The following is a 20,291-nucleotide window of genomic DNA, read 5'->3' as shown; positions in this document are numbered from 1 at the left end:
CGGCCGCAAGCACGCGCGACCCACTGCCCCACCACTGCGAGCGCCACACCCGACCATCAGCTCAGGAACCCGCGTCCGGCGGCCCGTACCGGAACTGCAGCGGCTCACCGGTCATCAGTTCTACCGGCGCAATCCGTACCCGCTGATCCCGCGCTGCAGCGAGGACGTCGGCGACCACCGCATCGGTGACCGCCGGAGGCAGTCCGATCGCCTCGAGCGCGAGCTGGGTGAACTGCAGCCGAGGGCGAGCAGCGGTCCGCGGGAAGTACCGGGCCGTCATCCAGGTGCCGCCGAGGGTGGCGATGAAGAACTCTGCCGCATCGTGCAGATCCACCCCGAACGTGTACCCCTCCTCGGCCACCATGGCCTGCAGGTGGGCCAGGACGCGGTCGACCCAGTCGGTCATCGCCCCGATCAACCCGTCTCGAGAAACCGACGGGTCGGAGAACAAGGACATCGCGGCCGTGGTCACGATATCCGTCCCGGCCGCATGTCCGACGTTCACCACGAGTGCGACACAGGCTCGCGACGGGCTGTCGCCGAACACCTCGGCCGCGGCGTTGTCGGACTCGGCGAGCACGCTCTGGAAGCGCTCCAGGAGCGCGGTGATGATGCGGTCCTTCGTGGGGAAGTGGTAGGCCAGTGCCCCCTTCGTCAGCCCCAGCCGGCCAGCGATGCTGGACAGCGACGCCCCCGCGTAGCCGTGCTCTAGCACCTCGTGCGCAGCGGCTTCGAGGATCGCCTGGCGAGTGTGCGCCGATGTGGACAGATCAGGCATGGCGTGAGAATAGTCCGTCCCGCTGATCGGCGCTACACCCTCGCCGCCGACCGGACCCCCTCACGAAATATCCTTACCTTTGCGAATATCTTGACATCGAGATAAATAGAGCGCATGGTGGTGGCAAGGCCGACCTCGGCCGTCACGCAGGTCCGGGCGGACGCCGCCGGCCACGCAGAAGGGAGCCACCATGACAGAGGTAGAGGAGCTGGCGGACTTCACCGCGAGGGCCAGCCTCGACCAGCTCAGCCCAACCGCACGGGAACAGCTGAAGATCCGTGTACTAGACACCGTGGGGGTGGCGATCGGTGCCCTCGACGCTGCCCCGATGCGGGCCATCCGCGGCCTGGTCGACGATCTGGGCGGAACTCCGAGCGCCACATTGATCGGCGGCGGGAAGACCTCCCCCGAACGCGCCGCCTTCTACAACTCCGGCCTCAGCCGCTACCTGGACTTCATGGACTCGTACCTGGCCAGGGGCGAGACCAACCACCCCTCGGACAACCTGGGTGCGGTGCTCGCTGCGGCCGAGCACTCCGGTGCCAGCGGCGCCGAGCTGCTCACAGCGCTGGCGGTCGCCTATCAGGTGCACACCCGCCTGTCCGACGTCGCCCCGGTTCGCGCCAAGGGCTTCGACCACACCACCCAGGGCGCCTATGCCGCAGCGGCCGCAGCCGCCAAGGCGCTGCGTCTGCCGGCCGAGCAGATCGCGCACGCGATCGCTATCTCCGGAACGGCGAACAACGCGCTGCGCGTCACCCGTACCGGGTCCTTGAGCAACTGGAAGGGTCTCGCCTACCCACAGGTGGCCAAAGAAGGCATGTTCGCTGCACTGCTCGCCCAACGCGGTATCACCGGCCCCGCCGAGGTGTTCGAGGGCAATAAGGGCTTCAAGGACTCCATCGCCGGCCCGTTCCAGATCGACTGGTCCGCCGAGGATCTGGAGAACGTCACCCGCACCATCATCAAGAAGTACAACGCCGAGATCCACTCCCAGTCCGCCCTGGAGGCGGCGCTGGACGTCCGCGGCCAGGAAGGATTCCGCGTCGAGGACATCGCCGCCATCGACCTGTCCACTTTCGACGTCGCCTACTCGATCATCGGCGGCGGCGAAGAGGGCGACAAGCGCACCGTCCGCACCAAGGAGGAGGCGGACCACTCCCTGCCGTGGATGCTCGCCGTCACCCTGCTGGACGGTGAGCTCACCCCGGCGCAGTACGTCCCGGAGCGCGTGATCGCAGGTGACGTACAAGCCTTGCTGCACAAGGTGGCCATCAGTCCCGACGAGGCCCTCTCCGCGCGTTTCCCGAACGAGATGCCCGCTGAGCTGACGATCATCCTCACCGACGGCACCACCTTCCAGGCCACCCACCACACCTACGAGGGGTTCCACTCCCAGCCCGCCGGATGGGACGCCGTCGAGGACAAGTTCACCCGCCTGACCAGCCCATTCGCCGATGCGAGCCTGCGCCAGGAGATCGTCGCGATCGTGCGCGACCTGGAACACCAGCCGACCGCGACGCTCACTGCTGCGCTCGCCAGCGTCTCGAGTACCCGCACCACCTGAGGGGGCCGTACACACCGCCCCGCAGCGCAAGGAGAGAAGACCAAGAAAAGGAGTCTCATCATGACCCGCACAGCACACGATGTGTCCTTCGACTTCGTCCCCCGCGCCTACCGGCCGACGAAACCGCGTAGCCACGGGATCACCGAGATCCGTGCGCCCTACTACGACACCTTCGGCACCCGCCACCTGCAGGACGTCTTCGACGTCGCCGGGCAGTGGGTGGACGGCATCAAGTGGGCCGGCGGCTCGTTCGCCCTGCTGCCCACCGAGCAGGTGAAGGCGTTCAGCGAGATCGCCCACGCTCATGATTCCTATGTCTCCTCCGGCGGCTGGATCGAGACCGTGCTGCGCTACGGCGATGATGCGGTCGACGCCTACCTGAAGGAGGCCAAGGAGGTCGGCTTCGACACCATCGAGATCTCCACCGGCTTCATCATGTTGCCCACCTCCGGCCTGGAGCGCCTGGTGGAGAAAGTCGTCAAGGCCGGGCTGAAGGCCAAGCCCGAGCTCGGCATCCAGATCGGCTCCGGCGGCGACTCCGGCGAGGCCGAGCTGGCTGCGGAGAGCAAGAAGGACATCGGCGACCTGGTGGACCGCGGCAAACGGGCGCTGGACGCCGGCGCCTCGATCATCATGATCGAGTCCGAGGGCATCACCGAGAACGTCACCGAGTGGAACACCGGCGCGGCCGCCTCGATCATCAACGGCCTCGGCCTGGAGAACGTCATGTTCGAGGCCGCCGACGGCCCGGTCTTCGAGTGGTACGTGAAGAACTACGGCAACGAGGTGAACCTGTTCGTCGACCACACCCAGATCCTGCAGCTGGAGGGCCTACGGCAGAACATCTGGGGGAACAAGTCGACCTGGGGCCGAGTGATCAACCCCGCGCCGTAGAGGTGATACACCCGTCTGAGGACCAAACCCACATCTGAGTAGTGGGGCTCGGCTGTCGCTGAGGCCCTTCCGGGCGGAAAATCGGGTTGTGGTCGCCTGTTTACGTCGCGGTACTTTGGTGGTTGACGCCGTGTCTGAGTAGGACGCTGGGAGGTCGTTGTGGGCCCTTCATTGTTGCTTCGAGCACGCGGGTCAGATTCGTTGGTGCCTGATCCTCCCCGGGCGGCCACGCCTATCGGGTTCTCTGGTCAGAGGTGGTGGTGGCGGTGTATGAGGAAGCTGATGATGGTGAGGTAGTTGTCGCGCGGGTGGCCGCGCTGGATGTGGGCAAGGCCGAGGTGGTCGCGTGTGTGCGGATCCCGGGTGAGTCGGGTCGGCGGGTCCAGGAGATCCAGTCTTATTCCACGATGACGGGCTCGTTGTTGGCGATGTGTGATCACTTCCGGTGCGAGCAGGTGTCTCTGGTGGTGATGGAGGCCACCGGGGACTACTGGAAGGCCCCGTTCTATTTGCTGGAGCAGGCGGGGTTCACCGTGTGGGTGGTCAACGCTCGCGATGTCAAGCACCTGCCCGGGCGGGCCAAGACCGACAAGCTGGACGCGGCTTGGTTGTGCAAGGTTGCTGAGCGAAAGATGCTGCGACCGAGTTTCGTTCCACCGGCACCGATTCGGGTGCTGCGGGATCTGACGCGCTATCGGGTCGATCTGATTACCGCGCGCACGGCGGAGAAGCAGCGGGTGGAGAAGGTCCTCGATACTGCCGGGGTCAAGGTCTCGGTCGTGGCCTCGGATATCTTCGGGGTCTCCGGGCGAGCGATGCTGCACGCGCTCATCGATGGTCAGCGCGATCCGAAGGCTCTGGCCGAGTTGGCCAAAGGCAGCCTGCGAGGTTCAGCCAAGCGGGCCGCTCTGGAAGAGGCCTTCACGGCCAGGTTCTTCACCGACCACCATGCCTTCCTGCTGGCCACGATGATGTCCCGGGTGGAGCGTCTGGATGCTGATATCGCTGCCGTGGAGGCCAGGATCGAGGCCGAGCTGGTCCCTTTTGCCGATCAGGTCGCATCCCTGGATGAGATTCCCGGGATCGGACGCCATGCGGCCGCGGCGATCATCGCTGAGATCGGGGTGGACATGAGCCGCTTCCCCACCGCTGGGCACCTGTGCTCGTGGGCCCGATACGCCCCGGTCATCTCCCAGTCCGCGGGTAAGTCCCACGGCAAGAACGCCACCGGTAAAGGCGATCGATACCTCGCCCGCGCCCTGGGCGATGCGGCCGTGAACGCGGCCCGGACCCACACCTTCCTCGGCGAGCGTTACCGCCGCCTGGCACGCCGGCGCGGGAAGTTGCGCGCCAACGTCGCCGTGGGACGCTCCATGCTCGTGATCATCTGGCACCTCCTGTCCGATCCCCAGGCCCGATTCAACGACCTCGGTCCGGACTACTACGAACAACGCATCCGCCCCGACCGGCGCCGCGACAACCACGTCCGCGCCCTACAACAACTCGGCTACTACGTCACCCTCGAAGCCGCCGCCTGAAACCCACCAACCCACCCCAACACCCGGGTCACGACCCCGGGCGAACCACCCTGCACACCGAACCTACGATTTTCGGGTCAGTACCGAATTTTCGGCCCTCAGATGTTCAGGAGGTCCTCAGACGGTCGTCTGCTCGTCGCCGGTCGCAGCCACCAGACCGCTCACCTGCGCGAAATGTCCGCCCCACGCATCCATCGCCGCCACCACCGGCATCAGGCTCCGGCCGAGATCGGTCAGCGCGTACTCCACCCGCGGCGGCACCTCGGGATGGACAGTGCGCACCAGCACGCCGTCCTCCTCGAGCTCACGAAGCTGGCGGGTCAGGGTCTTTCGGTTCGCCAGCGGCACCAACCGGCCGAGCTCCCCGAACCGCCGCTCCCCCTCCGCGAGATGCTTGATCAGCGTCAGCTTCCACGTGCCACCGAGCACGGAGACCGCCACCTCCACCGGGCACACCTCGACCGCCCGCTGCACCGGAAGACGCATCGCCACTCCCCTTCTGGGGACACAAATGTCCGTACTGTTCACTTCGGCCCTAACGCCTCAGCATGGACATATGCATCCGTCACACCTGAACCAGAACACCGAGCCGCGCACCGTGCTGTGGGTCAGCGCCCATCCGGAACCGGCCTCGCTCACCGCCTCCCTCGCTCGTAGCGGTGCCCAGACGCTGCGCGAGCAGGGCCACGAGGTGCTCACCTCGGACCTGTACGCGATGGGCTGGGACGCGGTGGTCCGCCGGGACAATCTGGACCGCCGCGGGCTGACCGGCCGGGTGGAGGTGACCAGGCATGGGCGCGCCGCCTACCTGGAGGATGCCCTCACCGAGGATGTGGCCCGCGAGCAGGACAAGCTCCGCCGCGCGGACGCACTCGTGATCCAGTTCCCGCTGTGGTGGTACGGCATGCCGGCCATCCTCAAGGGCTGGTTCGACCGGGTGTTCGTCAGCGGATTCGCCTTCGGCAGCGACCCGGTCACCGGGCGGCGGCTGCGGTTCGAGCAGGGTCCGTTCCGCGGGATGCGGGCCCTGGCAGTGATCACTGCCGGCGACCGGCCGGGCGCGCTGGGGCCCCGCGGGATCAGCGGCCCGCCGACCGAGCTGTTCTACGGCCTGCTGCACGGCACGTTCGCTTACACCGGGATGTCGGCGCTGCAGCCGTGGATCCTGCCGAGTGCGGACTTCACCTCCGAGGAGGGCTTCAGCGCGGTGCGGGACTCGCTGGCCACCCGGCTGAAAGGTCTCTTCGACGAGGAGCCGATCAGCTACCGAGAGCAGTTCACCGGCGACTACACCGAGGACTGGGAGCTGCACCCGCACGTCGCGCCCGGTCGGACCGGGCTCGCCGCCCACCTCTGCGCCTGAGCGGCCCCGGCCCGCCCCGGCCCCGGTGCGGCCATCTGAGTACCGAATGGACATCGGAGTACCGGAGTTTCGGTACTCCGATGTTCAGGACGTACTCCGTCGATTCGCACGGGCACGATGCACGACGGCGGAGCGCGCCGTGCCCAGGTTCGCTCCGCCGTCGTGGGTATCTCAGTAGGTAACCGTTTGGTGAAACGAGTGGCGCGCACCGGGATGGAGTCGGTTCACTACTACTACTACTACTACCGTGAACGAGCGGCCACCCGGCCGCATGCCTGGAACAGACGGAGATGACGATGCGCACTACCGCTCGCAGCAGAGTGCTGGCCACGCTGACGGCCGTAGCCCTGTCCACCCTGGCCCTGGCCGCCTGTTCCCCCGAGGACCCCGCGGACGAGGGCGCCGACGAGGGGGGCGGCGACGCCTACACCGAGTTGGTCGGCTCCGGGCCGGTGGCCGACGACGCCGCAGTGGAAGGCAACGAATGGGCCAGTGCCGTTCGTGAGGCCGGGGTGCTCACCGTCGGCGGCACGGAAACCTCCGAGCTGTTCTCCCTGCTGGACCCGACCACCGGTGAGACTCGCGGGTTCGACTCCGGGATCCAGCAGATGCTCAGCCAGTACATCCTCGGCGAGGTGAACATGGAGCTGCAGCAGGTGACCGTGGACACCCGCGAGCAGGTGCTCGAGTCGAACACGGTCGACACGGTGATCGCGACCTACTCGATCACTCCGGAACGGGCTGAGCGGGTCGCGTTCGCCGGGCCGTACTACAGCTCCCAGGCCGGCATCCTGGTCTCGACGGACACCACCGACATCCAGGGCGTCGACGACCTGGCCGGGCGCACGGTGGCGACCCAGGCGAACTCCACCGGGGTCACACTGCTGGAAGAGGAAGCACCGGAGGCGGAGATCCTCGCGCTGCCGGACCACGCGCAGGCGCTGGCCGCGGTGCAGCAGGGCAATGCGGACGCCTACGTGATCGACCAGACGCTGCTGATGAACGCCGTAGTGGCCAACGACGATGTGCAGATCGTCGGCGAGCCGTTCGGCCCCGAAGACCCCTACGGCATCGGAGTGAACCAGGACTCGGATGCGGTGGACTTCATCAACACCTTCCTCACCGAGATCGAGGACAGCGGCCTGTGGGCAGACCTGTGGCAGCTGACCATCGGCGACCGGGCAGACATCCCGGACGTGCCGACGCCCCCGACCCCGGGCGACACCGGGCTGTAGACACCGCCCAGCGCGGGGCGCCGGGCCGCGCCCCGCCTGACGTTCGTTCTCCCAGCCAGGGAAGGAAGCCACATGGGTGTGCTCTTCGGGAACTATCTGCCCGAACTGCTTTCCGGACTGTGGGTGACCGTGCAGATCACCGGGGTCTCGTTCGTCGGAGCGCTGATCCTGGGCACGCTCCTCGCTACCTGCCGGATCAGTCCGATCCCACCGCTTCGGGCGGCGGCGAGCGTGTATGTGGAGATCTTCCGGAACGTGCCGCTGGTGGCACTGGTGGTGCTGGTGGTCTACGGGCTGCCGGAGATCGGGCTGAACCCAGGTTTCCTTCCCGGGGTGATGCTGGCGACCACCTCCGTGGGTGCGGCGTTCGCGTGCGAGACGCTGCGCACCGGCGCGAACGCGGTCGGCGCCGGGCAGATCGAGGCGGCGCGGTCGATCGGGCTGACGTTCTCCGGGATCATGCGCGACGTGGTGGTCCCCCAGGCCGCACGGAGTGTGATCGGCCCGATGGTGACGCTGTTCATCGGCATCCTGCTCAGCTCCTCGATGGCCGCAGTGGTGGGGCAGGCGGACCTGACCTACACCGCGTCGCTGATCAACAACAAGGAGGCCCTCGGGCTGATCACCTTCGCCGTGGCGGCGGCCGCGTATGCGGCGATCTCACTGGGAGCCGCCGGCGTCGGTGCTGCGGCGGAGAAGAAGTTCCGGGTGCTCCGATGACATCGCCCTACCGGCGCGGGGTGCTCCGATGAACGCGCACGCGATGTTCGACACCGCCGGCCCTCGCGCCCAGCGGTGGATCCGGATCATCACCGTGCTCAGCGTGCTGCTGATCCTCGGCCTGTTCGCCCTGGCCTACTACCAGTTCTACGCCTCCGGTGCCCTGGCGCCGTCGAAATGGCGCACCTTCACCGAGCCGGGCACGCTGCGCTATCTGGGCACGGCGCTGAAGAACACGATGCTGGCCGCCGGCGTGGCGGGCGCCGCCGCACTACCGCTGGGGCTGCTGCTCGCGCTGGGCCGGCTCTCCAAGGTCCTCCCGCTGCGCTGGCTGTGCACCGGCATCATCGAGCTGTTCCGCGCCGTGCCGGTGCTGCTGATCATCTACGTGTTCATGTTCGCCCTACCCGCCTACGGCATCGAGGCGAGCACGTTCGCCAAGCTGGTCATCCCGATCACGTTGTGCGCGGCGGCCACCCTGGCAGAGGTGTTCCGCGCCGGAGTGCTCGCCCTCCCCCGGGGGCAGACCGAGGCGGGCCTGTCCGTGGGTCTCACCGACGGGCAGACGTTCCGCACCATCGTGCTGCCGCAGGCGCTGCGGATCGTGATCCCGGCGCTGGTGGCGCAGGCGGTGATCGTGGTCAAGGACACCGCGTTCGGGTACGTGGTCTCCTACGCCGAGCTGCTGCAGAGCGGACGGGTGCTGATCGCGAACACCGGTGACCTGGTGCAGACCTACCTGGTGGTCACCATCGTGTACATCCTGGTGAACATGCTGATCTCCTGGGGTGCCCGAGCCTTGGACCGGCGGATGGGCCGCACCGGCGCCCGCGGCCTCTCCCTGGCGGCACCCCGCCGGATGGGCGGGATCGCCTAGCGGCCCACCTGTTGCGGCCGCCCCCGGTGGGTCACTCTCGGCGGAGCAGCTCCGGGCGCAGCCGGGTGCGGATCAACGGCACCGTGCTGGCGACGGCGAGCAGTACCGCGAGCGCGATCATCCCGGCGAGCACCAACCAGGACTGCAGGCTGATCACTGCGAAGGTCTCCTCGATGGCGCCCATGAGACCGCCCTGGGAAGGCGGGACGTATTGCGCCTGGCGCGCGTACCCACCTGCGAGCACGAGACCGGCCAGGATCGCCAGTGCGCTGGTGGTGAGCACCGGGATGACCAGCTGCAGGCTCTGGCTGGCGCGCAGCACCCGCACCGGTACGCCGACCATGATCTGCCGGGCCACGTGCCGACGCCGTTCTCGCGCCCGGTCCGCGGCAGTGAGGGCGAACAGCAGCAGCCCGGTGCCCAGCGCCACCCCAGACAACGACCACACTGCAATTCTTGTGGTCTGCACCGCCTCGAAGTCCATCATCGGGTTAGCGAAGGACGTGTAGCCGCGGGCCGATGCCCACTCGGCAACCCGCTCCTGCACTGCGAGGCCACCGTCGGCGTTCACCCGCACCCGCGTCACCGGGCCCAGAATGTCATCGACCAGCGCCACTGGAACGAACACTTCCGCACTCGCCGGCCAGGCCCACTCCCCGACTGTGGCCCAGGCGTCCATCGTGATCGGGTCCCCGGTGAGATCGATCGTCCGGCGCGTCAGGTCCTCACCCGAAAGGATGGTCAGATCCACGGCGTCGCCGTGAAAGGTGTCCATGCTCCACGACGGAGAATAGACGGCCCCGGAGACCGGATCGATCCGTGCCGATCGGGAGTCATCACAGCCGCTCATCGTCATGATCTGCGCCAGCTGGCCGCAGGTGCCCACGAACACTAGCCCACCGCACTGCTCACCATCGAGCGGCTCAGGCATCGAGTCCAGGTCAGCACACGGGATCGTCACCGCATGATCCGGGATCACCGCCTGGACACCGGGGATCTCGGCCAGCTCGTCCAGCCCCACCAACGGTCCGTCATCCTCGGCGTAGACCCCCATCTCCTGCGGTCCCTCACCGACCACCTGGAGCGCGTACCGATAGTTGGGCATGTTCTCGAAGGCACCGAGGAACGCCAGCGCGGCAACCGTCAGGAACGTCACTACACCGAGCCCGGCCACTACCCGGGATGGTCCCACTGGGTCGTTCTGGATCGCCCGGCCAGCCAGTCGGGGAGCCACCCGCGCCGAGCGAACCAGGCCGCGAGCGCACCAGGAAGTGAGCAGCGGGATCGTCAGTGCGATCCCGACGGCGGTCAACACACCGCCACCGAGCAGGAACGGGGCGAACAGCCACACCTGGAGGCGTGTGTGGGGTTCGAGCATCCACAGCCCACCGAGCAACCCCAGCCCGACGAGCAGCACGCCCAACCGCCAGATCCCCGGCGTGTGGCGGGTGGCCTCGGCGCGACCACGGCCGGGCAGCTCCCGCTCCCATGTCGAGGCCGTGCCAACGAGCACCGACACCACGGTCACCACAAGCACGACCGTCACCCCAGCGACCACCGAGGTCCGCGGCGCCTGGTCCATCCAGCCGGTGTCGACGAGCGCCGGGCCCAGCCACGCCAGCACGAGTGCCATCACACCGGCCCCGAGCAGCGCACCGACGAGCGCGAGCACGCCGTTCTCCACGGCCGCCACCAGTCGCGTCCGCCACGGCGATAGGCCGAGTAGCCGCAGCGCCGCCAGCCGCCGGTCTCGCACCGCGGAGGAGAGCCGGCCCACGGTAACCAGCAGGATCACGGCTGGCACCAGCAGGAACAGCAGGATCCCGAAGATCTGCACCTGCAGCTCGGCACGCTCGGCAGGATCCGGGTAGAGCGCTGCGGGCAAGGACAGCGCGACAAGCAGGAGCACCACGCCGAACGCGTTCCCCGCCACGATCGACAATGCGCGGAGCCGACCCCCGGCCTTGGCGAGGCGCAGGCCCAGGGCGAGCACCGCCGTCATCGGCTGAACCTGCCCGCTCGTGCCGACCCATCTGCAGCAGGACTACCTGGAGCACTCGCGAGGACGGGCTGGGCCGGGGAGCCGGCCACCGGCGTATCGCCGACCACTCGGCCGTCGCGCAGCAACACGTCTCGCGCCGCCCAGGAAGCGACCCGCAGCTCGTGGGTGACCAGCACCACCGCGGTCTCGCTCTCCCGCGCCGCCCCGATCAGTGCCTCCAGCACCAGTTCGCCCGCCGTGGTGTCCAGCGAGCCGGTCGGTTCGTCGGCGAGCACCACTGCCGGAGAGTGCACGAGCGCTCGGGCCACCGCCGCCCGCTGCGCCTGCCCACCGGACACCTCGCTGATCCGTTTGTCCGCGTGCGCCGCGATCTCGAGCCGTTCCAGCATCAACCTCGCGCGCCGTCGAGCCCGGCCCGCACGAGTGCCGGTGAGCCGCAGCGGCAACTCGACGTTCTCGGCGATGGTCAGCTCCGGGATCAGGTCACCGAACTGGAACACGAAGCCCATCTGCCGCAGCCGGAGCCGGGAGCGGGCCTGCTCCGGCAGCCGGTCGATCCGCTCCCCGGCCAGGTACACCTCCCCCGAGTCCGGGCGAAGCAGGCCGGCAAGCAGGTGCAGCAACGTGGACTTCCCGGAGCCGGAGGGGCCCATCACTGCCACTACCTCGCCGGGCTCGACGCCGATGCTCACGTCGGTCAGCACCGGCTCGGCTCCGTAGGAGTGGCCCAGGTGCCGGCCGGCAAGGATCGGCGCGCTCACCGGACAGCCTCGCTCAGATCGGCCACAACCGGGCGGCGGCGAGCTCGATCCACTGCAGGTCGGCCTCCAGATGGGCGATCTCGTAGTCACCGGCAAGGCGGTCGATCGCGTCACCGTCGTGCCGGGCTGCGGTGAGTTCGCGCATACGGTCCAGGAAGAGCCTGCGGTGCGCGTCCAGCACGGCTGTGGCCGACCGTCCCGATGCCAGAGCGAGCACCACCCGGGTGAACAGTTCGGCGGGTCTCCCGCTGATCGGCTGCGCGCTGACCAGCCAGGTATCCAGCTCCGAGACGCCGTCCGGGGTGACGGCGTACAGCTTGCGGTCCGCACCGGAGCCTGCCTCCACACCGACCCCGGCGGTGAGCCCGTCTCGCTCCAGCCGTTGCAGGGTCGCATACACCTGGCCGTACTTGAGCTCACGGCCGTGACCGAGGAGGGCGTCGTAGCGGCGTTTCAGGTCGAAGCCGTGGGCAGGTCCGTCGTCGAGCAGGGCGAGCAGCGCCATCGGTACACTCATGCGACCAACTATACACTGAGTGTATACACCGAGCGAATATCGGCCGCCCCACCACTTCCTGCGGTCGTCATGTCAGGGGTGCGCTATACCGCACCCCTGACATGACGACCTACGCTCGGTGGGTGGTGAGCAGGAAGCCAGGCATGGACAGGTCCTCACCCTGCCAGCGGGCACTGATCTGGATGCCGTCGACGGCGGAGCTCACCCAGTCCGGTTCGGCGAACCTCATCCGCAGGCTCGCCTCGGTCTGCCCCCAGCCCTGACCCGCCTCGGCCGACATCGCCAGCACGCACACCAGCGCCCCCGGTTCGCAGATCGCTGCCAGCCCGCCGACATAAGCCGCCGCAGCGACCTCGTCGAGACTGTGCAGCAGCCCGGAGTCCAGCACCGTGCGCGGGCGGATCGCCAGGTTCCGCACCTGAGCGGCGTCGGCGACCTGGAGATCGAGGGCGAGGCCGCGCTCCTGCGCCTTGGCCCGGGCAGCGGCGATCGCCGGTTCGGAGAAGTCGAACCCGAGCACCCGGCGGCCCCGTTCGGCCAGCAGCAGCGCCAGTTCCCCAGTACCGCAGCCAGCGTCCAGCACCGGGTCGGCGATCGAGGCGTGTGCGAGATACGCCGCGAGCGCGGGCTGCACCTCGCCGATATCCCACGGCGGCGCCTCGGCGGCGGTGTACATCGCGTCCCAGTCGTGACCTGCGTGTGCCATGGCGACCACCGTTCCACCACCCGCCGGCCTACGCCAGCCCGGCTCCGCCGTCGTGCGACGATGCCTGGATGACCGGCGCCGCCCCCGCGAGCGACACCTCGTTCGTGGCCACCCGACTGCCGGCGCTGATCGGTGCCGGCTTCGGGCTGCTGTTCCTGCTGATCAACGCCGGCTCACTGCCCGCGCCGTGGCCGCTCGGAGTCCGCGTGGCCGGGGTGCTGCTCACCGCAGCCGTGGCGGCCCGCGTGCTGACCGGCGCCGTGGCTCCGGCGCCCCGACCCGGGCCGAGCGCGATGCGCACCTACTGGCGTTGGGTCGGTATCGAGGGGATCGCGATCGTCGCCGGCACCTTTCTGCTCGGCAGGTTCGGCCTGGGCGAGTTCGGGGTGCTCTGGGTGATCGCCGTGGTGGGGGTGCACTTCCTCCCGTTCGCGACGGCGTTCGGCCACCGGGCCTACGCCGCGCTCGGCTGGGTACTGATCGCCCTGGCGCTGGTGGGTGCGGTGCTGGCGATCCTGTTCGGGGCAACCGGGTCCGGTGTGGCCGGCGTGACCGCGGGGGTGGTGCTGCTGGTTTTCGCCGCCGCCTTCGGGCGCGCCCGGCGCTGATGCGGGTGTGTAATCGCCGGCCCGTGCCTATAGTGGCGCCATGGCACGATGGAGTCCGCTGGAGTGGCCGGTGGTCCGGCAGTTGCGCTCCGGAGACCTGCTCGGGCGCGGCCCGGCGGTCACCTCCGCCAAGACCCGGGCGACGGTGCCACGTACGGCCACCGCGGACCGGTCGGTGCAGAGCGTGTGCCCCTACTGCGCAGTCGGCTGCGGGCAGCGAGTGTTCGTCTCCGGCGAAAAGGTCATCGGGATCGAGGGCGACCCGGACTCCCCCATCTCCCGCGGGCGGCTGTGCCCGAAGGGTGCTGCCAGCGAGCAGCTGATCAACGCCCCCGGCCGGCAGACCCAGGTGCTCTACCGCCCGCCGCGTGGGCGCCAGTGGCAGCGGCTGGACCCGGAGACCGCGATGGAGATGATCGCCGACCGGTTCGTGGAATCGCGCCGGCGCACCTGGCAGGACACCGATGACCAGGGCCGGGCGCTGCGCCGCACGATGGGGATCGCCTCCCTCGGCGGTGCCACGCTGGACAACGAAGAGAACTACCTGATCAAGAAGCTGTTCACCGCAGCCGGGGCGATCCAGATCGAGAACCAGGCGCGGATTTGACACTCCTCCACGGTTCCCGGTCTGGGAACCTCGTACGGGCGCGGGGGCGCCACCCAATACCTGCAGGACCTCGCCAACTCTGACTGCATCGTGATCCAGGGTTCGAACATGGCCGAGTGCCACCCGGTGGGCTTCCAGTGGGTGACCGAAGCCCAGGCGCGGGGTGCCAAGGTCATTCACGTCGACCCGCGGTTCACCCGCACCACTGCGGTGGCGGACCGGCACCTGCCGATCCGGGCCGGCTCGGATGTGGTGCTGCTCGGTGCGCTGATCAACTACGTGCTCAGCCGCGAGCTGCACTTCCACGACTATGTGGTGGCCTACACCAACGCCGCCACGCTGATCAGCGAGGACTTCGAGGACACCGAGGACACCGGCGGGCTGTTCTCCGGCTTCGACCCGGAGACCGGTCAGTACGACCCGACCACCTGGGCCTACGCCGAGGCCGAGGGCGGCGCCGATACCCCGGACCGGCACCACGAACACGGCGAGGATGCCGCCGCACGCGCCGCCGGGGACACCCACGGCAGCGGCGGACCCCCGCTGGAGACCGCCGAGGTGGACCGGGACGAGACGCTGCAGCACCCCCGGACCGTGTTCCAGATCCTCAAGCGGCACTACTCCCGGTATACCCCGGAGATGGTGCAGCAGACCTGCGGCATCTCCGCCGAGGACTTCGAGTACCTGGCCCGGGCGGTGACCGAGAACTCCGGGCGAGAGCGGACCACCGCGTTCGTCTACGCCGTCGGCTGGACCCAGCACACCCTCGGTGCCCAGTTCATCCGCGCCGCCGCGATCCTGCAGCTGCTGCTGGGCAACGTGGGTCGCCCGGGTGGCGGGATCATGGCGCTGCGCGGGCACGCGAGCATCCAGGGGTCCACCGACATCCCCACCCTGTTCAACCTGCTCCCCGGCTACCTGCCGATGCCGACCGTCGATCAGCACGAGGACCTGCAGACCTACCTGGCGTCGATCGCGTCCAAGCAGCAGAAGGGCTTCTGGGCGAACGCGGACGCGTACACGATCAGCCTGCTGAAGTCGTGGTGGGGTGATGCGGCCACCGCGGACAACGACTGGGCGTTCGACTACCTGCCCAAGCTCACCGGCCCGCACGGCACCTACCAGACCGTGCTGTCCATGCTTGAGGACGAGGTGGAGGGCTACTTCCTGCTCGGGCAGAACCCGGCGGTCGGCTCGGCCAACGGGCGGATGCAGCGGATGGGCATGGCGCACCTGAAGTGGCTGGTGGTCCGCGACCTGCAGATGATCGAGTCCGCCACGTTCTGGAAGGACGGGCCGGAGATCGCGACCGGGGAACTGCGGACTGAGGACATCGAGACCGAGGTGTTCTTCCTGCCCGCGGCCGGGCACGTGGAGAAGGCCGGATCCTTCACCCAGACCCAGCGGCTGCTGCAGTGGCGACACCAGGCGGTGGCTCCGCCCGGTGAGGCGATGAGCGAACTGCAGTTCTTCTTCGAGCTGGGCAAACGGATCCGCGCCCGGCTGGCTGGCTCCACCGACGAACGAGACCGCCCGCTGCTCGACCTGACCTGGGACTACCCGGAACTGGAGGACGGTGAACCGGATCCGGAGTCGGTGCTCGCCGAGATCAACGGGTCCTTCGTCACCGGCGACGACGCCGGGCAGCCGCTGTCCTCCTACACCGAGCTCCGCCCGGACGGCACCACGGCTGCCGGCTGCTGGATCTACACCGGCGTCTATGCCGCCGGGGTGAACCAGGCGGCCCGCCGCAAACCGGGCTCCGAGCAGGACCAGACCGCGCTGGAATGGGGCTGGGCCTGGCCGGCGAACCGGCGGATCCTGTACAACCGCGCCTCGGCCGATCCGCAGGGCAAGCCGTGGAGCGAGCGGAAGAAGCACGTCTGGTGGGATGCCGAGAACGGCACCTGGACCGGTCTGGACGTGCCGGACTTCGTGGCGGACCGGGCTCCTGATGCCCGGCCCGGCCCGGAGGCCGGCGGACCCGATGCGCTGGCCGGGGACGACCCGTTCGTGATGCAGGCCGACGGGAAGGGCTGGCTGTACGTTCCGCGCGGACTGGTGGACGGGCCGTTGCCCACGCACTACGAACCGCAGGAGTCCCCGGTGGCCAACCCGCTCTACCCACAGCAGGCCAGCCCGGCGCGCCTGGTCTACCCCCACCCGGACAACTTGTCCGCGCCGAGCGCCGGCACCGACGGCAGCGAGATGTACCCGTACGTGTTCACCACCTACCGGCTCACCGAGCACCACACCGCCGGCGGGATGAGCCGGTGGTTGCCGTACCTGTCCGAGTTGCAGCCGGAGATGTTCTGCGAGGTGTCCCCGGAGCTGGCCGCCGAACGGGGCCTGAGCAACTACGGCTGGGCGACGATCGTCTCCGCCCGTGCTGCGATCGAGGCGCGAGTGCTGGTGACAGAGCGGGTGCGGCCGCTGAACCTGGGCGAGCGCACCGTGCACCAGATCGGGCTGCCCTACCACTGGGGGGTGGGGTCCGATGCCGGCGTCACCGGGGACGCCGCCAACGATCTGCTCGGCGTGACCCTGGACCCGAACGTGCTGATCCAGGAGTCCAAGGCCGGGTCCTGCGATATTCGCCCGGGCCGCCGGCCTCGCGGGCCGGCGCTGCTCGACCTGGTGGCCCGCTACCAACGGCACGCCGGGATCACCGAGGAGACTGGCAACGCGCACCTGACCGCCCCGAAGCAGGAGACGATCGAACCACCGCCGTCCGAGGACGACCCGACCAAGGAAGGCTGACAGCCGTGAACACCGACGAGGAGAGGAGGAGCTGATGGGCCAGCTGTTCGGACCCAGCGACCCGGCGACGGATGCCCGATGGCCGCAGACCAGTACGCGCAAAGGTTTCTTCACCGACACCTCGATCTGCATCGGCTGCAAGGCGTGTGAGGTGGCCTGCAAGGAGTGGAACCACGTCCCGAGCGATCCGGATCCGCAGCTGCTCGGCTCCTCCTACGACAACACCGGCGGGCTGGGAGCGAACACCTGGCGGCATGTGGCGTTCGTGGAGCAGGACGCCGACCGGATCAGCGCGGCACGGCGCAGTGGGCAGGCGCTGGTGGACTTGGGCATGCCGAGTGTGGGTCCGCCGGCGGCGCGCGTCGGCAGCCCAGGAAGCCCGGGCAGCCCGGGCAGTCCAGGCAGCCCAGGCAACGCGGGCGGCCGCGACCTGCACGACGCCGCCACACTCGGCCCGCCGGTCTCCTCCGGCGTGCCCGGGGACAGCCCCACCGACACCGCTCCCCCGGACACCCCGGAGTTCCGTTGGCTGATGTCCTCGGATGTGTGCAAGCACTGCACCCACGCCGGCTGCTTGGACGTGTGCCCGACCGGGGCGCTGTTCCGCACCGAGTTCGGCACCGTGGTGGTCCAGGACGATGTCTGCAACGGCTGCGGCACCTGCGTGGCCGCCTGCCCGTTCGGGGTGATCGAGCGCCGCTCAGACGGCACCGCCGGCCCCGGTGAGCAGCGCCCGCAGCAGGAGAGCCTGCGCGAGACCGGCATCGCGCAGAAGTGCACGCTCTGCTACGACCGGCTCACCGACGGCCAGACGCCCGCCTGCGCGCAGACCTGCCCGACCGAGTCGATCAAGTTCGGTGACCACGAGGACATGGTCGCCACCGCCCGGGAACGGGTCGCCCAGCTGCACGAGCAGGGGATGACCGAGGCGCGGCTGTACGGCGCGAACGAGCTCGACGGCGTGGGTGGCACCGGCTCGGTGTTCCTGCTGCTGGACGAGCCGGAAACCTACGGTCTCCCGCCGGACCCGCGGGTGCCGACAGCGGACCTGCCGCAGATGTTCGCCCGCGCGGGGCTGGCCGCCGCCGGGATGCTCGCCGCCGCGGCGGTGGCCTTCGCCGGGAGGCGCCGGTGAGCACCTCCTCCTACGACAGCTACCGCCCACCCGAGCCGGACCGGCGGCGAAAAGGCAAGCGCCGCCGTCGTGCTGGAGGGCCGCGTGGCGGGGACGGTTCCCGAGAGATGCCGGTGGTGCCGGACGCCGAGTTCGGCTCCTACTACGGCCGCCCGGTGGTCAAGGCACCGCCGTGGGAGACGGATGTGGCCGCCTACCTGTTCCTCGGCGGGCTCGCCGGCGGTTCTGCGCTGCTCGCTGCCGGGGCCGAGCTCACCGGGCAGGACCAGCTGCGCCGCAGCAGCCGGTTCGCCGCGATCGGTGCCGCCGGACTGGGTGCCGTGGCGCTGGTGCGCGATCTAGGCCGGCCGGAACGGTTCCTGAACATGCTGCGGACTCTCAAGCTCACCTCACCGATGAGCGTGGGTTCGTGGATCCTCGCCGGGTTCAGCGGCTGCGCCGGCCTCGCCGCTGCCGACGAGGTGGACCGCACCACCGGTGGGCGCCTCCCGCTGGGCCGGCTGCGCCCTCTGCTCCGCGGGGCAGGAACAGCGGGCGGGCTCGGCGCCGGGCTGCTCGCTCCCCCGCTCGCGGCCTACACCGCGGTGCTGCTCTCCGACACGGCGGTGCCCACCTGGAACGAGGCCCGGGAGGAGCTGCCGTTCGTGTTCGTCGGCTCGGCGAGCCTGGCAGCGGGCGGGTTGGCGATGATCACCACCTCGAGCGCGCAGGCGGGGCCGGCGCGGGTGCTCGCCGTCGTCGGCGTAGCGAGCGAGCTGGCGGCGTCGGAGGTAATGGAGCGGCGGATGGACGAGACCGTCGCGGAGACGCTGCACCAGGGCCGGGCAGGCACGATGCTGCAGGTGAGCAAGGCGCTGGCGGCTGCCGGTGGGCTGGGCACCCTGCTCGCCGGGCGGTGGCGGGCGGCTGGAGTGATCTCCGGGGTGGCCCTGCTGGCGTCCTCCGCGCTCACCCGGCTCGGGTTCTTCGAGGCGGGGCTGCGCTCGGCCGAGGACCCCAAGTACACCGTGGAACCGCAGAAGCGCCGGCTCGCCGAGCGCCGCGCAGCCGGGACCACCGACGACTCGATCACCACCGGCCCTTGACCGGGTCGTCATGTCACCCGTGCGCCAGGGCGCACTCCTGACAGGACGACCCGCGGGGGGTTAGCGGACGGTGATCCCCGACCCGGCCACGGTGTGCCCGATCACCGGGTGCCCGGGCAGCTCGCCGGCAACCAGCAACCCGCCGGAGGTCTGCGCGTCCGCGAGCAGCACCAGGTCATCGTCGGTGATCCCCGGCCCGGTGGTCAGGTGCGGTCTCACCCAGTCCAGGTTGCGTCGGCTGCCGCCGGGCACATACCCGTCGGCGAGCGCGTCCAGTGCGGCCTGGAACACCGGCACAGCGGCCCGGTCGATCACCGCCCCCACACCGGAGGCGCGGCAGAGCTTGTGCAGGTGGCCGAGCAGGCCGAAACCGGTCACGTCGGTAGCGGCTTTCAGGCCGTTCTCGACGGCGGAGCGACCGGCATCGCGGTTCAGCCGAGTCATCGAGGCGGTCGCCTCGGCGAAGACCTCCCCGGTCGCCTTATGGCGGTTGTTCAGGATGCCGACGCCGATCGGCTTGGTCAGCGTGAGTGGCTGACCGGGGGCGGCGGCGTCGATGCGAAGCAGCCGGGCCGGGTCGGCGATGCCGGTGACGGCCATGCCGTACTTCGGCTCCGGGTCGTCGATGGAGTGCCCACCGATCACCGGGCAGCTCGCTTCGGTGGCGATGTCCAGCCCGCCGCGGAGCACCTCGGTCATCAGCTCCATCGGCAGCCGCTCCCGGGGCCAGCCGACCAGGTTGATCGCCATCACCGGGGTGCCGCCCATGGCATAGATGTCGGAGAGGGCGTTCGCTGCGGCGATCCGGCCCCAGTCGTAGGCGTCGTCCACCACCGGGGTGAAGAAGTCCGCAGTGGACAGCACGGCGAGATCCTCGCGGACCAGCACGGCGGCGGCGTCGTCGCCGTCGTCCAGGCCGACCAGCACGCGCGCATCCGCGCCGCCGACCTGCCCGGTCAGCGCGCCGACCGCGTCCTCAAGCTCACCGGGCGGGATCTTGCACGCGCACCCGCCGCCGCGGGCGAAGGACGTCAGTCTCTCCATAGCGCCACCCTAGCCACCGTTCTCCCGCTCGCGAACGGAGGCGGGGGTTAAACCCGCGAAGCATCTGAGCCGTAACGCTGGCGCGCGGCTCACA

Annotated in this window: 18 protein-coding genes; 11 read left to right on the top strand and 7 right to left on the bottom strand. The window is 69.4% G+C overall.

Annotated elements, in window-relative coordinates; genetic code table 11:
* Positions 1-61: 61 nt before the first annotated feature.
* Positions 62-778 (bottom strand): TetR/AcrR family transcriptional regulator, encoded by a 717-nt coding sequence (locus FU260_RS05795; protein WP_147916194.1) that lies wholly within the window; start codon positions 776-778, stop codon positions 62-64.
* 190 nt (positions 779-968) lie between these two features.
* Between FU260_RS05795 and FU260_RS05790 the strand changes: the two genes are divergently transcribed.
* From FU260_RS05790 to FU260_RS05780, 3 genes are all read left to right on the top strand, one after another.
* On the top strand, positions 969-2,345 hold the full coding sequence (locus FU260_RS05790) for an MmgE/PrpD family protein (RefSeq protein ID WP_147916193.1): 1,377 nt from the start codon (positions 969-971) through the stop codon (positions 2,343-2,345).
* 60 nt (positions 2,346-2,405) lie between these two features.
* The gene (locus FU260_RS05785; RefSeq protein ID WP_147916192.1) at positions 2,406-3,239 is read left to right on the top strand and encodes a phosphosulfolactate synthase; all 834 of its coding nucleotides are present in this window, start codon (positions 2,406-2,408) and stop codon (positions 3,237-3,239) included.
* A gap of 266 nt (positions 3,240-3,505) precedes the next feature.
* Positions 3,506-4,777 carry an IS110 family RNA-guided transposase gene (locus tag FU260_RS05780; protein WP_147915851.1) on the top strand — a complete coding sequence of 424 codons (1,272 nt, stop codon included), beginning with the start codon at positions 3,506-3,508 and terminating at the stop codon, positions 4,775-4,777.
* 117 nt (positions 4,778-4,894) lie between these two features.
* On the opposite strand, the gene FU260_RS05775 is transcribed toward FU260_RS05780, so the two are convergent.
* Entirely contained in the window at positions 4,895-5,263 is a 369-nt protein-coding gene (locus FU260_RS05775; protein ID WP_147916191.1) for a winged helix-turn-helix transcriptional regulator, read from the bottom strand.
* 70 nt (positions 5,264-5,333) lie between these two features.
* Between FU260_RS05775 and FU260_RS05770 the strand changes: the two genes are divergently transcribed.
* The 4 genes from FU260_RS05770 (at position 5,334) to FU260_RS05755 (ending at position 8,972) form a co-directional block, all read left to right on the top strand.
* Entirely contained in the window at positions 5,334-6,140 is an 807-nt protein-coding gene (locus FU260_RS05770; protein ID WP_187368429.1) for an NAD(P)H-dependent oxidoreductase, read from the top strand.
* Between the two features lie 296 nt (positions 6,141-6,436).
* Entirely contained in the window at positions 6,437-7,375 is a 939-nt protein-coding gene (locus FU260_RS05765; protein WP_235912439.1) for a transporter substrate-binding domain-containing protein, read from the top strand.
* 72 nt (positions 7,376-7,447) lie between these two features.
* Complete coding sequence (locus FU260_RS05760) at positions 7,448-8,095, top strand: amino acid ABC transporter permease (protein ID WP_147916189.1); 648 nt, start codon at positions 7,448-7,450, stop codon at positions 8,093-8,095.
* Positions 8,096-8,123: 28 nt separating this feature from the next.
* Positions 8,124-8,972 carry an amino acid ABC transporter permease gene (locus tag FU260_RS05755; protein ID WP_147916188.1) on the top strand — a complete coding sequence of 283 codons (849 nt, stop codon included), beginning with the start codon at positions 8,124-8,126 and terminating at the stop codon, positions 8,970-8,972.
* A gap of 31 nt (positions 8,973-9,003) precedes the next feature.
* Here the strand turns inward: FU260_RS05755 and FU260_RS05750 are convergent, their stop codons facing one another.
* The 4 genes from FU260_RS05750 to FU260_RS05740 form a co-directional block, all read right to left on the bottom strand.
* A complete protein-coding gene (locus FU260_RS05750) occupies positions 9,004-10,974 on the bottom strand; it encodes an FtsX-like permease family protein (RefSeq protein ID WP_147916187.1) in 1,971 nt (656 codons plus the stop codon).
* Complete coding sequence (locus tag FU260_RS23515; protein ID WP_148239491.1) at positions 10,971-11,735, bottom strand: ABC transporter ATP-binding protein; 765 nt, start codon at positions 11,733-11,735, stop codon at positions 10,971-10,973. The genes FU260_RS05750 and FU260_RS23515 overlap by 4 nt, the downstream gene beginning before the upstream one ends.
* A gap of 13 nt (positions 11,736-11,748) precedes the next feature.
* On the bottom strand, positions 11,749-12,252 hold the full coding sequence (locus tag FU260_RS24070; protein WP_147916186.1) for a PadR family transcriptional regulator: 504 nt from the start codon (positions 12,250-12,252) through the stop codon (positions 11,749-11,751).
* 109 nt (positions 12,253-12,361) lie between these two features.
* Complete coding sequence (locus tag FU260_RS05740) at positions 12,362-12,958, bottom strand: class I SAM-dependent methyltransferase (protein ID WP_147916185.1); 597 nt, start codon at positions 12,956-12,958, stop codon at positions 12,362-12,364.
* Positions 12,959-13,026: 68 nt separating this feature from the next.
* Between FU260_RS05740 and FU260_RS05735 the strand changes: the two genes are divergently transcribed.
* The 4 genes from FU260_RS05735 to nrfD are packed head-to-tail and all read left to right on the top strand — an operon-like array spanning position 13,027 to position 19,153.
* Entirely contained in the window at positions 13,027-13,566 is a 540-nt protein-coding gene (locus tag FU260_RS05735; protein WP_147916184.1) for a hypothetical protein, read from the top strand.
* A 40-nt stretch (positions 13,567-13,606) separates the two neighbouring features.
* Positions 13,607-16,933: a formate dehydrogenase gene (fdh, locus tag FU260_RS05730; RefSeq protein WP_147916183.1), complete on the top strand. Its 3,327-nt coding sequence runs from the start codon at positions 13,607-13,609 to the stop codon at positions 16,931-16,933.
* A 34-nt stretch (positions 16,934-16,967) separates the two neighbouring features.
* Positions 16,968-18,068, top strand: a complete 1,101-nt coding sequence (locus FU260_RS05725) for a 4Fe-4S dicluster domain-containing protein (protein ID WP_147916182.1) — start codon at positions 16,968-16,970, stop codon at positions 18,066-18,068.
* A complete protein-coding gene (nrfD, locus tag FU260_RS05720) occupies positions 18,065-19,153 on the top strand; it encodes an NrfD/PsrC family molybdoenzyme membrane anchor subunit (RefSeq protein ID WP_147916181.1) in 1,089 nt (362 codons plus the stop codon). The genes FU260_RS05725 and nrfD overlap by 4 nt, the downstream gene beginning before the upstream one ends.
* 60 nt (positions 19,154-19,213) lie before the next feature.
* On the opposite strand, the gene selD is transcribed toward nrfD, so the two are convergent.
* Positions 19,214-20,197: a selenide, water dikinase SelD gene (selD, locus tag FU260_RS05715; RefSeq protein WP_147916180.1), complete on the bottom strand. Its 984-nt coding sequence runs from the start codon at positions 20,195-20,197 to the stop codon at positions 19,214-19,216.
* Positions 20,198-20,291 lie beyond the last annotated feature (94 nt).

It is taken from the genome of Ruania zhangjianzhongii (assembly GCF_008000995.1).
Classification (GTDB): Bacteria; Actinomycetota; Actinomycetes; order Actinomycetales; family Beutenbergiaceae; genus Ruania; species Ruania zhangjianzhongii.
The sequence above is the reverse complement of the archived record's forward strand: the minus strand, read 5'-3'. Positions and strand labels throughout refer to the sequence as shown.